The following is a 14737-nucleotide window of genomic DNA, read 5'->3' as shown; positions in this document are numbered from 1 at the left end:
GAATTCTGGTTTTTCCCTCCTATGCTCCGCGCCCCATGAGCGACCAGAATGACACGCCACAATCCACCGAAGCAGAATTGATCACAATTCGCCGCGACAAACTCGCCAAGCTCCGCGAGCTGGGAATCGACCCCTTCGGCGGCAAATTCGAGACCACCACCACACCCGGTGCCCTCAAGGCTGACTTCGCTGACGAGAAACCGGTCACCATCGCCGGTCGCCTCACCGCCATCCGCGACATGGGCAAATCCGTCTTCGCCACCCTCGGCGACGTCGAAGGTCGTATCCAGATTTACCTCAACCAAAAAGGCGTCAGCGAAACCGACTGGGCGGCTTATAAATTGTTAGACCTTGGCGATTGGATTGGCGTCGAGGGCGAAACCTTCACCACCGGAAAAGGCGAGCCGTCTGTGAAGGTGGAAAAACTCACCGTGCTCAGCAAATCTCTGCGTCCGATGCCCGACAAGTGGCACGGCGTGGCCGACCGCGAGATCAAATACCGCAAGCGCCACCTCGACCTCATGTCAAATGAGGACAGTGCCAAAGTCTTCCTCACGCGCTCACAAATGATCGCTGAGATCCGCAGCTTCCTGCACACCCGCGGCTATCTCGAAGTAGAAACCCCCATGCTGCAAAGCGTGGCCGGTGGTGCTGCTGCCCGTCCTTTTGAAACCTACCACAACGCACTCGGCATGGACCTCACCCTGCGCATCGCTCCGGAGCTGTTCCTCAAGCGTCTGTTAGTCGGAGGCTTCACCAAAGTTTTCGAACTCAACCGCAACTTCCGCAACGAGGGCATTAGCCGTCGTCACAACCCTGAGTTCACCATGCTCGAGGCCTATGAAGCCTTTGCTGATTTTGAAACCATGGCGAACATGGTGGAAGAAATGACCTGCCACCTCGCGGAGAAATTCTGCGGCGGTCTGGAAATCGAACACAAGGACGAGGAAGGCAACGTCATCCGCACCATCAACCTCCAGCGCCCGTGGAAACGCGCCAATTACCACGATCTCATCAAAGAGGTCGCCGGTGACGATTTCTTCGACATCACCCCGGAAGCCCGCCGCGCCAAGTGCGATGAACTCGGCGTGCAGATCTCCGATGGCATGGAGGACTACGAGGTCGTCCAGCAAGTTTTCGAAAAGAAAGTCGAGGAACACACCTTCGATCCGTGCTTTGTCACCCGCGTCGCCTCCGAGCTCATCCCATTGGCCAAAGTCACCCCCGGCGGCGAGAAGGGGAAGGAAACCGTCGAGGTTTACGAGCTCATCATCAACGGTCAGGAAATTTCCCCCGGCTACTCCGAGCTTAACGATCCTGACGTCCAGCGCCAGCGCCTCGAACACCAGGCCGGTGGCGAGGAAGAGCAGAAGATCGATCACGACTTCATCGAGACCCTCGAGAACGGCATGCCACCCGCAGGCGGCATCGGCATTGGCATCGATCGCCTGATAATGATGCTCACCGGCGCCCCGACGATTCGTGACGTGGTTCTCTTCCCTCTTCTCAAGAAGAAGGACTGAGTCGACCCTCAGTGGCTAGCAATAGGAATTCGCGTAGGACTCTGTCGTCGGTCAAAGACCGGGACATAAAAAACGGAAGAACCGAAGTTCTTCCGTCATGAAACGTTTTTGAACGCTGAATGATTACTTTTTACGACGAAGGATCAGAGCTATTCCACCCAGACCGAACAAAGCGGCGGAGGATGGCTCAGGGACTTGAGTTACGAGAATATTATCCACCCAAACACCCTTGTTTTGACCGTTTACGGAACTGTTGTGGGAGGTGAAGAATTGAATGTAAGACAGGTCCGTCGCTCCACCGTCAATGGCGAGCCCAGTGGCTGGCGTATCGCCCGAACCGCTTGCTGCGCTTGCATCCCAAGTGCTGCCATTGAGAGTAAGGCTGACATCGACTAAATCATCGGGTGCCATAGTTGTATCTGTAGAAATGATACTATCGTCAATGCCATTGAGAATTCTAGTGCCCTCGATTGAAGAGAAGCTGCCTGCGGCAAATTCGGTATCATCTTCGCCAGTTTGCCGGGCAAAGACAGCACGTGAACCATTCCCACTTCCAGCACGCATGGTAATCTGAAAAACTTCAGTGTTTGAACTGGAGTAGCCAATGACGTGAACAAGTTTGAATTCATTCGCATTGTTCGTGCCGAAAATACCCAAAGAAAAATCGACGCTTACCGCACCTGCGGAGAGATCGATTGCCGAGGACATTGTGGTGGTGAGAAAATTTCCAGCTGGAGTCCCCGTGTCATTGAAGGATCCATTGACAGTAGTAATGGCATTGTTGCTTCCATTGTTACCACTGGTATAAACATTCTCGCCTACATGGCCTCCGCTCGCTGCAATTGTGCCGACGGCTGGAGTCCCAAGTGCGCCTGCACCACTGAGCGGACCGTTAGTGCCGTTCTGAAAATCATGGTCGAAATACGTAGTCAGCGCTGCAGACAGGGGGGTGACCCCAGCCATCAATGCGAGACCTCCAACTGGTAGTAGTGTCTTAATGTTCATTATTATCGTAATTAATGCATCAAATGAAATGGACGCATATTATAAGCCGTGAAAACTTACTGTCTAGATAGAACCCTCGGGAATCTGACATAACAGTATCCCTTTTACACCTTATACCGGCCTCATCAGCACGCAAAGCGTCCCTCCGAGCACTCACGGAGTGGTGCTCTTCCCTCTTATGAAGAAGAAGGACTAGTGGCGGCGGATCTTCGCCTCGCTGTCTGATAGTGGTTCTCTCTGCCTAGCCCACAGGGAACGTGCCCCCCCTAATCAGTATGCCCTACTGGATACTCACAAAAAAAGAAGCTGTGTCATGTTAGACATGACACAGCTTCCTGGAAATAGACAGGATACTAACGACGGCGTCTGAGCAATACACCAAGCGCACCGAGCCCTAAGAGAGCCATGGATGAAGGTTCTGGTACAACGACGGCCTCAATATCGAATCCTTGGACGTAGTAATTGTCACCATTTTGCGTCACATTATTTGCAACCGTGAAACTGGTATTGAATGACACAGGAGAAAAGAGTTCATATTCTTGAGTATCCACAGCTGCTGCAGTGGAGAAATTGAGGTCAAAACCTGATACTGTAGTCGCAATATTCTCATCTACTGTGCCAACAATAGTGGCTCCACCATCAACAGTGATGTCAAATGAAGTGAAAAGATTCGCATTGGGGGAATTGAATACGTATCCACCCACGGATCCATCCGTAGAAAGATAACTATTAATCTGAAAGAATACCGACTCTCCTAAACCTAACCCTTGGATATCACTAAATGTGAACGTAAGCGATTCACCTCCCCCCAACTGGGTGCCACTTCCAAGACCAGCGTTGTGACTGTCTAGGTCTCCCGATGCTGTGACAGATATATCCGCTGTAATTCCGCTTCCCAAATCCACGTCATTCAGAGGCACGATATTGGCCACACCATTTTGAGTAGCATTGTTGACTGTAAAATCGACCAATGCCGCATTGGCTGAAGATGCCGCGAGCACTGATAAGCAAGCTAGTGTATTAATTGTTTTCATGATTTAAAATTGATTTGATGCGTAGAACCTCAGAACTTGAGGTGAGAAATATCATTCTACAGACAGAAACTACTTACTCAACGAAATAAAATATCCCCTATAGATAAAGCCTCCGAGGCTCCCTTACTTTCAATGTTGAAAGCGCGGAAACGACTCGAAGATATTTTCATCGAGGGCAGCCTGCGACCGACTTCGGGAACTTCATCGCAGCGAGACTAGCGGCACACCAACTCGAGTTACCTGATGAGCTCTGCCACAGTTGCCCGACCGTTTTAACGAGATGTTCGTAATCGCTCCTGATCAGCGAGGAAGCCTTGCCACTTGGTCACTTCGATATAACGAATGCTGCCATCGATGAAGATGACCTCGTAGGCGGGTCGCTTGAGACGTTCTCCGTTGTGGCCGAGCGGGACTTTCGGCCACATGATTGCCAGTTCTGACGGATCGGTATTTTTCAAACCTTCCACGTAATGCCAGCCGCAGACCTCATCGCTCAGAGTGCCGTGTTGGGCGTAGTATTTTTCCGTGTCGGATGGAGAGACGGATTTGCCGGCCAAAAACTTCACCGGCATACCGTAGTCAACCAACAGGGCCAGCGAGGCCGCCTCCCCTCCGGCTGAAGGATAATTTCCATCGTGATCCTCAGCATACTCATGGAAGAAAAGTGGAAACATCTTACTACAGTGATGCGATGAACCGTAAGGATGCTGATAGCGGAAATAGCCGTAGCCCACAGCTCCTAACAGCAAGAGCAATACCGCCGTGATCTTCAGACCTTTCCCACGCCTCGCTTTCTTCCCATCCATCTCGTTCATTGTGAACAACTTTCTTATTTTCAGAAGAAAAAACCACTTGATTCCAGCCGATCCTCCCCTATGTAGCCCCCGCCTTATTCACTATTCAACATTCTAAATTCACTATTCAAAATGTCCGTACTCGTAGGAAAACCAGCCCCGTCCTTTACTGCCAAAGCCGTCAAAGGAGAAACCATGCTCGAACACTTCAGCCTCGACCAATACATCGGTGAGAAATACGTCGTGCTCTTCTTCTACCCAAAAGATTTCACCTTCGTCTGCCCGACCGAACTGCACCGTTTCCAGGAGGAAATCAAAGAGTTCGAGAGCCGCAACGTGCAAGTCGTCGGCTGCTCCACTGACACTGAGTTCTCCCACTGGGCCTGGCTCCAGACTCCCAAGAGCAAAGGCGGCATCCAAGGTGTCAACTACCCGCTGGTAGCCGACACTAACAAAACCATCTCTAACGCCTACGACGTGCTCGCCGGTGAATACACCGAGGACGAAGACGGCAACCTCGCTGTCGAAGGTGAAATGGTCGCCTACCGCGGTCTGTTCCTCATCGACAAAGCCGGCATCGTCCAGCACCAGGTGGTCAACAACATGCCACTCGGCCGCTCTGTCAAAGAGTGCCTGCGCGTGATCGACGCCCTGCAGCACTTCGAGCAACACGGCGAAGTCTGCCCGATGGACTGGCAAAAAGGCGACGACGCCATGTCCGCCACCCACGAAGGTGTTTCCGGCTACCTTTCCAAGTAAGTCAGCCTAACCAATCACTCAACCCGCTCGTCATTCGTGGCGCAGCGGGTTTTTTATTGGATCATCTTGCCTGGCGGCGGCCGTCCACCGCAATTACATTGACCTCATATTACTGATTATGTATGGGTTATGTATGAAAAAACATCTATTTCACGGGAAGCATCATGCGCTGCTTTGCTTCCTCAGTTTCTGGCTTTGCCAGATGTCAGTGATTGCTGACGATACCTTTTTCGCCCTCTCCGCCAGCGGAAACCAGACCGCCAATGATGTCGTGGTGGACAGCGTTGGCAACAGTTACGTGGCAGGCACATTCTCAGGCACGGTGGATTTTGCTCCACAGCCGGGTGTCACCGTGAACCGCACCGCCTCGGGCACAGGCCGGGACCTCTACGTGGCTGCTTACAATGCCGCAGGAGAACTCCGCTGGGTCTTTCATTGCGTGGGGAGTGGAAGTGGTGTGCATAACGCGACCGGACTTTGTCTAACCACAAGCGATAACATTGTGGTTTGTGGCTCGTTCACTGGGCAGATCCGCTTCGGCACCGGTGCATCGGATCCAGTGATCACCTCCACTGGCAGTAGTCTGGACGGTTTTGTGTTCAGGCTAAATACATCGGGGTCCACGCCCTCACTTGCATCACACTCCCATTTCCGTTGCACGGAAGCCATCATTCCACAAGCAGTGCACAGTGTGAGAAGATTCAGCACGGAATCCTTCGCCGTGGTGGGGCACTTCAGCGGCGAGGCTACCTTTGACAGCCTTACAGGGTCCCCAGTGTCCCTCTTTTCCAACGCCGGCAGCACGGATATTTTTGTCACCCTCCTGACTAGCACTGGAGCATCGTCGAACCGATTCCGCTTGGGTGGTAGCGGGACTGACGTGGCAATGGACGTTACCTTCCAGCACGCGGACGATTGGATTCACGTGGTGGGCAGTTTTTCAGGCACTGTTGATTTTGATCCGGGATCTGGAGTTCATAACGAGACTTCGACCGGCAGCGGCAGCGATGGATATGTCGCCACTTTTAACCAAGATGATCTATCCTTGGTCGCCGCAAGTCCCTTGCATTGTCCTGCGAGTGCCGTGGTCAATGCCGTGGAGTGGTCCTATAACGCACTGGGAACTCCTACTGTATGGATCGGTGGCGATTTTTCACAGGCGATTGGGTTTGGTGAAAACCCCAACAATTGGCGATCAATCGGCTCATCCCAAGGCTGTTTTTTTGGTCGCGTTTCGGCCCATGGCAGCCCTCTGGAATACTCCGGATTCCTGCACACCATGAGAGGGCTGAGCCCTACACTCACATCCCTTTATATCGAAGGATCCGAGCAATTCGCCATTGCGGGAGGCATTACATTCGGGTTCAGCGAGTTCAATTATTTTTCCACCACGGGCGTTTCCAGCGAGAGTTTCACGGCTGACCAAGGCGACGGTTTCCTGTGGGGGATCTCAAGCGGTCAGGACCATATCATGGTGCGGCGCTTTGGTGGCGGGGGTGCCTCGATCGTCAACGATGTTGCTGCCCCCACCCAGTGGCGGCCATCGCGCGGTTTCGATGTGATCGATAACAACGCCTCTGCGGTGGGCGCATTCACCGGCAATATCACGGCGGTGTGTGACGAGTCACTCTCGCTCGTTTCGACCACCGGTGAGGACGCCTTCGTATCACGTTGTTCCCCTTGGCCACTACCCGAACTCAACGTCGAATTGTTTTTGGACGTCGGTGTGACGGTGTCGTTCCAGCCGATGCTGGGACGTAGCTACCGTCTCCAGCAGAGTACCAACCTACTGCCCCCATGGACAACAAGGGCCGATTTCATGCCATCCTCCGGAACCCAAGCGGTACTCGATGAATTCAGCGTGACCGGCCCGCGTAATTTTTACCGGCTCACCCCCTTGAGCCAGATCTATCCACCCGACCCGTAACCGCAGCTCTCCGGAACCACAGCTGCCATAATCACCGCAAGCTACCGCTCCCGGTGAGCGCGCGAGCTTTTTGTTAGGTTTAAATCATGCCCGGCGGCGACGCAGTAACAGCGATACGATTCCTAGTGAGAAAATAGCTGTGCTGCTGGGTTCCGGAACCACATTAACTGTCAGGTCGTCGACAAAAACCACAGCATCGCTTGCGCCTCCAAAGCTCTGGGATGCATAAACTATCCGAGCAGTATCAGCCCCCGCTGGCACGGTCTCCGTCAGCGAGAACATCTCGTAATCAGGCCCGGGCGTAGATGTCAAATTAGGGGTGCGTGCAATCTCCGTATTGCCGACAGAGTCCCGCCATTCAATTCTGATTTCAATCGATCCTCCAGTGCCCATTTCCAAATGCCAACCTGAGTAGGTCACTTCGGCGCCTGGGCTGACCACAATATCCTGAAGCACGCCAGAAAACTCATTGACAAAGCCGTTCATACGTAGCTCCAAGTGCTGGCTGCCGCTGCGTGGATTGGTGGTTCCGAATTCCGATGTTGCGTTGCTAGCAGAGAACCCCTCCCAAAATCCGACGAATGGAGGACCATCAGTGGTCAACGTCCCTTCAAAGCCACCATCCACGATGACATTAGCGGCGTGTGCCGTGGTGGCAGTCATGGCGACTGCGCAGAAAGCTGGTAGAAAAATGGATCGGCGGATTTTCATGTTAAAAGTGCGGTTGTTATACTTTGTGAACTCTAAGCAATAACAGCCTGATTACCAAGGAAAATCGTGGATCACTGCCCGTAGACACCGATCGTTGCCTTGCCGTTGGATTCATCACAGATCACCAGCGATCCTGCAGCAACGTCCTTCACCAGTTGCCGTTTCCCTGAGGGCCAGATGATTTCGACAGTTAGTGCCTGACTTGCTTTGCCGATGCCAACGAGCATAGTTTTGCCATTTTGGCTGGCAAAGCCCTCACCGGCCGACAGCGCACGCAGCAATTTCTGCTCACCCGTGTCGATCGAGAGGCGCGAGCCAATACCGTCGCGATTGGATTTCCCCGGTGATGCCTGTGCCGAGTGATTGGCTCCGATCAGTCGGACTGCGATGAATTGGTTCTCGGGCTCCGTGACCATGGTTTTGTTTTCAAAGAAATTCAGCAGAGGTCGGTTGGCATTGACGAGCGCAATGTCCGGCCTGCCGTCCTTGTTGAAATCCCAGATCACAAACGATCTGCCGTCTTTGTTAGTGTCCAAACCACTGACACCGGAAATATTGGAAAATGCTGAACCATTCCGATTTAAGAACAGGCGATTCCGTTCATTGCCACTGTGTGAAAATGCCGTCCACACATGATCCGCGCCCTCCGGATTACGGATCACATTGGTCACGGCTCCGCCCACACCTCGCCGGTGAAACCATTGTGACGAACTCCTGAAGCCCGCGTCTTTCTGTTGATCCGAGCGCACGACCGCACGCCAGTAGCAACTTCACAAATCCTCATCCCCGGCATAGGCCTCTGGTGCAGTGAAATATCCATTGGGAACGTAGAGATCGAGGAAGCCGTTGTTGTTGATGTCCAGGAACTGACCTCCCCATGACCAATCCGCCTTGGCTACCGCGTGCTTGGGCGATTCTTTTCCAGAAACGTAGACGAACTTTCCGCCATGAAAATCAAAGAGCAGGTTTCCTTCAGCCGCCCAACGGAAGCGCTCGTCTTGGGTGCCGGACTGGTTGGTGATGCGCAGACCTGCCTTGCTATACATGTTAGAAACATAGAGATCGAGATCCTGGTCGTTATCGTAATCTCCGAAAGACGCCCCCATGCCAAAGCCCATCATGCGCTCCTGCCCGGTGGTAGATGTAACATCCACAAAGCCTTTCGCGCCGTCATTCCTGTATAGCTGATCGGGGGCGAAGTCATTGCAGACGTAGAGATCCGGATCGCCATCTTGATCATAGTCCGCCCACGTCGCCTGCAGCGTCTCATGCCACGTGGCCACTTGATCGGAAAATGGAGACCGTTCGAATTTTCCATCACCCACATTGACTAACAGCACATTCGGTGGACCGGGGAGATTCAGGTAGGGTTCGGCATTTTCAGGAGAAACAAATCTGCGTATCACTTCCTCCTCTGGGAATTCCGTTAGAAAATCACGAGCCACGCCTTCCCTGCCCTGACGTTGGGCAAATCCATACGTCGATAAGTAAAGATCAAGCAGCCCGTCACCATTATAATCCGCAGCCGATACCGAAGTGGTGAGAAAAGGCAACTGCCCGGCGATGTGCGATGCCGTGCGATCGACGAATTTGCCACCCTCATTAAGCAGATACATGCTTCGCTCAAGCGTGCGCCCTAACAGCACATCTTGATCGCCATCATTATCAAAATCAGCAAAGATGGCGGAGCTGGTCAGTCCTTCGATATCCAGACCATACTGGGCAGCCACCTCTTCGAATCGACCATCGCCACGGTCTTTGAACAGCAGGTTTTTACCCCAGCGCACCGATACGTAAAGCTCATCCACCCCGTCGCCATCGATGTCCACCACGGAGAGTCCGGGGTGCTGCCCAGTATCGTCCGTGGTGAAGTATTTCCCCTGACCTTTGCGCAACGGGATTTGTCCACCTTTGAACAAGGCTTCTAACATATCGACGTGGCGCGACTCTCTTGCCAACTGTCGTTCATGACCGCCTGCCATGATGGAATCGGTCACTTCGCTAAACATGCGCTGTTTTGCACACGTGACCGTAGCGGAAACGGTAGACCAACTGGAAATTTTCCAATCTGCCGCTGACACGCTGTAGTGGTTGGCTGCGGAGGGAGGGGCGCTATCGCCAACCAAATCAAAGACCACTTCTTGAACCGTTTCGATGGACTGCAACGAGCCATCCGCCCCTGCTCCTTCAGCAAAAAAGATCACAGTACCAGAGAATTGGCGACGTGCGACATCTTTGAATTCCCCTTTCAGAAAGGCAAACTTTGCCCTTCCGGGCAGCAGACGCACTTCATCTAAAAAAGCCCACAGAGCGCCGTCACGGTCCCTCTTCTCATCCGCGTTTTCCGGATTTCCGAACTGATAGACAAGCTCGGTGACGCCGCACGGCAGATCAGATTTCGAAACATCCTTGAGTGCGCCACTCTCGCCACGCCAGTGCTCGCCAAAGGAAAATTGCTGGGAAGGATTTTCTAACGGCAGGGATGTCACTCCCGCCATCCTCCTGTTCAGTTCGGTATTGACTACCGTGATCCATTCCTCACCTGCCACAAGATGCTCTACCGAGGATTCTGCCTGCTGTGGTGCTGTGACATTCCGCTGCCTCATTTGCCAAAAAACGAGGATCGCTATGATACCTAGTCCAAGAAAAACACATATGATGAGTCTGGATTTCACGGATGACATTCTGAAATTTTACGTGGAAGCAATTGGTATGGTTTGGCCATCAATATGCCTCCCTATAATGTCAGCCAGCTCTGTTAAATCAATCATCAAACATGGCAAGCTATCAGGCGACGACCGATGTCATTCGCCTTGCTGTTTTTTGGTCGCGTTTCTGCTCCTGGCAGCCCTCCGGAACCACAGCTGCCATAATCACCGTTTATCGCCCGTCCCTGGCACATCTGTCCAACCACCGCAAATACCACCGAATAGATTCCGCCCATTGCTCAAGCTGCCATTGTTTACGGTCCTTCACAATAACTTCGCTTTTCCAGAACTGACGCGCAGACTTCACATCCGCAGGCAAACGCCTCGAAACACGCCAAGTTTCGAACCAAGACAATAAAAAGCCGAACCCCTGTTTTTCACGATCGTTCAAATCCCTAGAGGCTAATAGATCCTCACGCCAGCTCCCTGACTTTGAAACCGAGTCACCCGACGTATCCACCTGATTAATTTTTACCGTATTACCTCTTGTCATAATTCGCATTATTACTGTTCATAGGAACTACTTTTCAAGCAAAAAGGCATCCCTTAGGACTAACTATACATTAATCACCTATGACTATAAATCACACTGTCATAACACCTCCGGTTAGTTCAGGTGATCATACAATCATGCAATACTATCTATTATTCCTCTTGCCGTGCCTATAGCTAACAGACTAGAGTCCTTATACAAAAACGGGTACCAACTCTGCACTTAACTCATCTACACAGTTAAGCATCTGAAAGTTCCTACTACCCGAGTTTACTAATAACACTGTTCGGCTAGAATCGTGAACCATGAACGAAAACGAAACACATAATTTAGATGATGCTCCTCTAGATGATGTTCTAGATTGGTTGAAAACGCATTCTGAGAATTTACGAAAAAAATACTCATCCTTGACATCTTCTGAAGCAATTGGCTGTGCTTATCTTGGTTGCGGCAGAATTTCGATACGTCAATATGGAGGCGTAACTGTGCAAACAATAGGTTACGTTTCTGAGCTCGCCGTATACAAAACATTTATGAGAATTCCTGCTGAGCTGAGAGTAGAATGGTCATGGGAACAAGGCAGACACTGTAATTCTCTCTAATTAAACCACAATATACAAATATGAACTACATAATAGAAGAAATGACAACAGATCAGACTGCTCAGTCTGAAGGAGTAGCACCGACTTTATCACTTACAATCGATATGGCATGGCTTCGAAGCCATCATGGTGTCGATAGTAACTTCGAGGTATTCAAGATCTTGAATGATCTTGATGAAGGCTACCCTCTAACGGATTTCGGAAAATATGTTTATAATGTAATCAATGAGAATAAAGAGTCAAAAGTCGCAGGTGTTCAGGAGTTGTTGAGTTACTATGAGAAGTCAGATTCAGTGGACTACAGGGTATTCGCATGCTATTGTGGCAAGAAAGCTGGTCAGGTTTGCGGTGGAACACGTTGCCACTGCTACGGCAAATGCTAACATACGATGCCGAACAAGGCGGAGCACCCAACCCCATACCCGTCGCGCAGTCGAATTTTCCCACAATTACAACCGTTAAACTCTCCGTCCAAGGTCGCCCCCGGTATGGGGTGGGTGTCCTTGGACGTTCGCCTAAGAAAAAATGTCAGTTGCAATCAGTTACTCCCATTCGGATTCCGAGTTTGCCCTCGAGCTGACTCAGCAGATTTTCTTGCGCGGCGGGCAGGTTTGGATCGATCAGTGTGAGATCGTTGCTGGGGAATCGATTTACGACAAACTACAGGAGGCGTTCTCCAACGCATCTGTGGTCGTTGCGATTCTCTCCCCCGAATCAGTCGAGTCGTTCTGGTGCAAGAAGGAGGTGTCTTCGGCGATGACGCGGGAACTTGACGAAGGAAGAGTAGTCGTAGTTCCGGTTCTGCTCAGGGATTGCGAGATACCCTATTTTCTGAAAGACAAGAAATACGCGGACTTTAGGGAGAGTTTCGATAAGGGGATTTCCGATTTGATGCCGGCCATTGAGAAGTATGGGGTGCCTAACGCAGGGCGGATCGAAGCGGGTTCCGACGATTTTACCAATGACTTTTCATATGAGACGATTGTTAAGGATAGCCGCCTGACGCTGCGCTTCCTTCTTTTTCAGCACTCAAGCAAGATGCCGATTTCGATTTTCTCGGATGTCGAATTCCGCTTCAACGAGGCCGCCTCAGCGGAATGGATGCGATATCATGCCACCGGAAATGATGCATTTGGGGAGATGACTTTGGTTGAATGGGCTTGTAGGCACGCGGCCGACGAAGATTGGGCGGTGGTTTTAGAGAGTCCAGATCCGGTCACACAACAGTGGCTCGTTCGGGACTCAAATAGAGGATTCGAATGCGAACTGGTTTTCAATTGTAGACGCCTCGGCGACGAGACCGGTCGAGCGACCATTGTGCGCGGCCATTCAGAGATCGAGAAGATTCTCGATGTCGTTCGAACGCGAGTCCGCCCTCCCGACCCCTAACACAACACCAAGGCGAACAAGACGCGGCTGAGCAACCCGCTACCCCGCCGCGAGTTGACATGACCCTCTTTACTCGAACACTTAACCCTGTTGAGACGCGGCGCTCCCGGTAGCGGGTGCCAGCGCTCGGACGTTCGGCAAGAAACTTTACATAACCCCATACATATTGCTCAGAACCATCAGGCACGGGGTGTGAAAACACTACTTGGGGCCTATTTGAGATCTAAACTTGCGGTAGCAGTCTTCGCAGTGTTCGAAGCCGAAACGCCTCAGGAAGCAATAATGATGGTCTCTGGCGGCCCCTGTGCTGTTGCGAACGGAATGGTAGATGTTTGGTCGCTGTCTGAATCTTGATTGTTGCCAGCTGACACGCAATGGTTCCTTTCATTCATGCGAAGTTCTAGCGGTGATATGACTAAGCTGATTCTCATTCCGATTGCTCGGTCAGGCTATGCTCAACCCCGTTTTGAAAGTAAAACGGAGAGCAAGGCTTGGAAGATGAGCACGCTGCCGCTCCGCTGTTGAAATTTTCGGTAACCGTGCCACCTTTAATATTGTGTAATAAACCGCGCTCCCAGCTGTGTGCGCAAGCAGTAAACCTACTCTTTCCACAAGACACCAAATCTATGCCAATAGAATCTAAAACTAAACCCGCGAAAGTAACCGCGAGTGAATGGAATAATACTGGCAGGGAGATACGGGCCCTTCTCGAAGGAAAGGATTTGCAAACTGACATCACTCTTAACAATTACGGCACTGACAAGGTGGGCGAAGGACCACCGCTCCACGTTCACCCGTATGACGAGATATTTACAATCACTGAAGGCAGGGCCCGTTTTACGGTCGGAGATAAGACGATAGATGCTGAAGCGGGTGATGTCATATTAGGACCAGCGAACATTCCGCATGGCTACCAAAATCTTGGTCCAGGACGGCTTGTTTCTCTGGACATCCACCTCAGCCAGGAGTGGATACAATACGATCTCGCCGACAAGTGGGATCAATCGAGCGTTCGCATTTCAGCCGAATCAAAGATGAAATCCGAGGAGAGCCAATCGGGACAAAAAGACGGAGACAGCCACGCCTAGCAAGCCGTCTGATCAGATTCGGGCTTTTTACCGGCGCGCAATTCCTGTAACTTTAAACAATGAGTGCATGCAAAATCGCAGTAATGATGACGCTCGCCGTCGGATCTGGCGGCATTCCTAAGATGTGTTCAGATCCTGCGCCACCGGCTGAGCAGCAATGCAAAGAGGTTTCCAGTGAGACTGACACCAAGGGCAAGCGACTCTCAGACGGCACGGCACTACCGGGGCCTTGGCAACTGATGGAGCACAGCATCGACCATTACCTCGCTGCGTCTCCCGATCGGCCGATCATTGTCGCTTATGGCGCTACTTGGACCTTATCCAGCAAGCAGCAGTGGCATAAACTATTCAGTGAGAAGGTTACAAACGAGCTACATCGGTGGGGCGGCTTGTGCTTAATTCGCGATCTATCCGAGAATCCTGAATCGGTGAAGACTGAGCTAGCCAAGTTCGACCGCACAGCATTGCCGCTCACAGTGATTTACGACCCTCACCGGAAGGAGTGGTTTCCCATGCCCACGGTTTTCACCGAAGACCAGCTCGTCAAGGCACTGTCATCACGCCAGCACAACCAAGAAGAACAAAGTAACGCTGGAAAACCCACTACCCGCTCCGAGACGAAATCTGAATGATCATTCCACCCCCTAACCCGAAGTCGAAGCGTGCCCCCGATAGTGGATGGGTGGCTTATGACGTTCGGCTAT

14 protein-coding genes are annotated in these 14737 nt (G+C 51.8%); 8 read left to right on the top strand and 6 right to left on the bottom strand.

The genetic code is table 11. The features are described from left to right. The first annotated feature begins 35 nt into the window (after positions 1-35). On the top strand, positions 36-1523 hold the full coding sequence (gene lysS, locus ACSPJT_RS15480) for a lysine--tRNA ligase (RefSeq protein WP_435893467.1): 1488 nt from the start codon (positions 36-38) through the stop codon (positions 1521-1523). Between the two features lie 123 nt (positions 1524-1646). On the opposite strand, the gene ACSPJT_RS15475 is transcribed toward lysS, so the two are convergent. The 3 genes from ACSPJT_RS15475 to ACSPJT_RS15465 all read right to left on the bottom strand — a co-directional run bounded on the left by ACSPJT_RS15475 (position 1647) and on the right by ACSPJT_RS15465 (position 4377). Beyond that, positions 1647-2528 carry a PEP-CTERM sorting domain-containing protein gene (locus ACSPJT_RS15475; RefSeq protein WP_435893466.1) on the bottom strand — a complete coding sequence of 294 codons (882 nt, stop codon included), beginning with the start codon at positions 2526-2528 and terminating at the stop codon, positions 1647-1649. Positions 2529-2881: 353 nt separating this feature from the next. Beyond that, positions 2882-3562, bottom strand: coding sequence for a PEP-CTERM sorting domain-containing protein (locus tag ACSPJT_RS15470; RefSeq protein ID WP_435893465.1), 681 nt, complete (start codon positions 3560-3562; stop codon positions 2882-2884). A gap of 272 nt (positions 3563-3834) precedes the next feature. Next, a complete protein-coding gene (locus tag ACSPJT_RS15465; RefSeq protein ID WP_435893464.1) occupies positions 3835-4377 on the bottom strand; it encodes a hypothetical protein in 543 nt (180 codons plus the stop codon). A 111-nt stretch (positions 4378-4488) separates the two neighbouring features. Here ACSPJT_RS15465 and ACSPJT_RS15460 point away from each other — a divergent pair, with 111 nt between their 5' ends. Both ACSPJT_RS15460 and ACSPJT_RS15455 read left to right on the top strand, forming a co-directional pair. Next, positions 4489-5115: a peroxiredoxin gene (locus ACSPJT_RS15460; protein ID WP_435893463.1), complete on the top strand. Its 627-nt coding sequence runs from the start codon at positions 4489-4491 to the stop codon at positions 5113-5115. A 133-nt stretch (positions 5116-5248) separates the two neighbouring features. Continuing rightward, entirely contained in the window at positions 5249-7042 is a 1794-nt protein-coding gene (locus ACSPJT_RS15455; RefSeq protein ID WP_435893462.1) for a hypothetical protein, read from the top strand. 84 nt (positions 7043-7126) lie between these two features. Here ACSPJT_RS15455 and ACSPJT_RS15450 read toward each other — a convergent pair whose 3' ends face one another. From ACSPJT_RS15450 to ACSPJT_RS15440, 3 genes are all read right to left on the bottom strand, one after another. Then, positions 7127-7753 (bottom strand): PEP-CTERM sorting domain-containing protein, encoded by a 627-nt coding sequence (locus ACSPJT_RS15450; protein ID WP_435893461.1) that lies wholly within the window; start codon positions 7751-7753, stop codon positions 7127-7129. A 71-nt stretch (positions 7754-7824) separates the two neighbouring features. Next, the gene (locus ACSPJT_RS15445; protein ID WP_435893460.1) at positions 7825-8415 is read right to left on the bottom strand and encodes a CRTAC1 family protein; all 591 of its coding nucleotides are present in this window, start codon (positions 8413-8415) and stop codon (positions 7825-7827) included. Between the two features lie 108 nt (positions 8416-8523). Then, entirely contained in the window at positions 8524-10428 is a 1905-nt protein-coding gene (locus ACSPJT_RS15440; protein WP_435893459.1) for an FG-GAP repeat domain-containing protein, read from the bottom strand. An 831-nt stretch (positions 10429-11259) separates the two neighbouring features. On the opposite strand from ACSPJT_RS15440, the gene ACSPJT_RS15435 reads away from it, so the two are divergent. The 5 genes from ACSPJT_RS15435 to ACSPJT_RS15415 all read left to right on the top strand — a co-directional run bounded on the left by ACSPJT_RS15435 (position 11260) and on the right by ACSPJT_RS15415 (position 14665). After that, positions 11260-11556 (top strand): hypothetical protein, encoded by a 297-nt coding sequence (locus ACSPJT_RS15435; RefSeq protein WP_435893458.1) that lies wholly within the window; start codon positions 11260-11262, stop codon positions 11554-11556. Positions 11557-11576: 20 nt separating this feature from the next. After that, positions 11577-11939: a hypothetical protein gene (locus ACSPJT_RS15430; protein WP_435893457.1), complete on the top strand. Its 363-nt coding sequence runs from the start codon at positions 11577-11579 to the stop codon at positions 11937-11939. 142 nt (positions 11940-12081) lie between these two features. Further along, complete coding sequence (locus ACSPJT_RS15425; protein ID WP_435893456.1) at positions 12082-12945, top strand: toll/interleukin-1 receptor domain-containing protein; 864 nt, start codon at positions 12082-12084, stop codon at positions 12943-12945. A gap of 626 nt (positions 12946-13571) precedes the next feature. Then, positions 13572-14033 (top strand): cupin domain-containing protein, encoded by a 462-nt coding sequence (locus ACSPJT_RS15420; RefSeq protein ID WP_435893455.1) that lies wholly within the window; start codon positions 13572-13574, stop codon positions 14031-14033. A gap of 59 nt (positions 14034-14092) precedes the next feature. Further along, the gene (locus tag ACSPJT_RS15415) at positions 14093-14665 is read left to right on the top strand and encodes a hypothetical protein (protein ID WP_435893454.1); all 573 of its coding nucleotides are present in this window, start codon (positions 14093-14095) and stop codon (positions 14663-14665) included. The last annotated feature ends 72 nt before the right edge of the window (positions 14666-14737 follow it).

This window comes from Oceaniferula spumae (assembly GCF_042849255.1).
Lineage (GTDB): Bacteria > Verrucomicrobiota > Verrucomicrobiia > Verrucomicrobiales > Akkermansiaceae > Oceaniferula > Oceaniferula spumae.
Note: the sequence above shows the minus strand (reverse complement) of the source record. Positions and strands in the feature narration are given on the sequence as shown.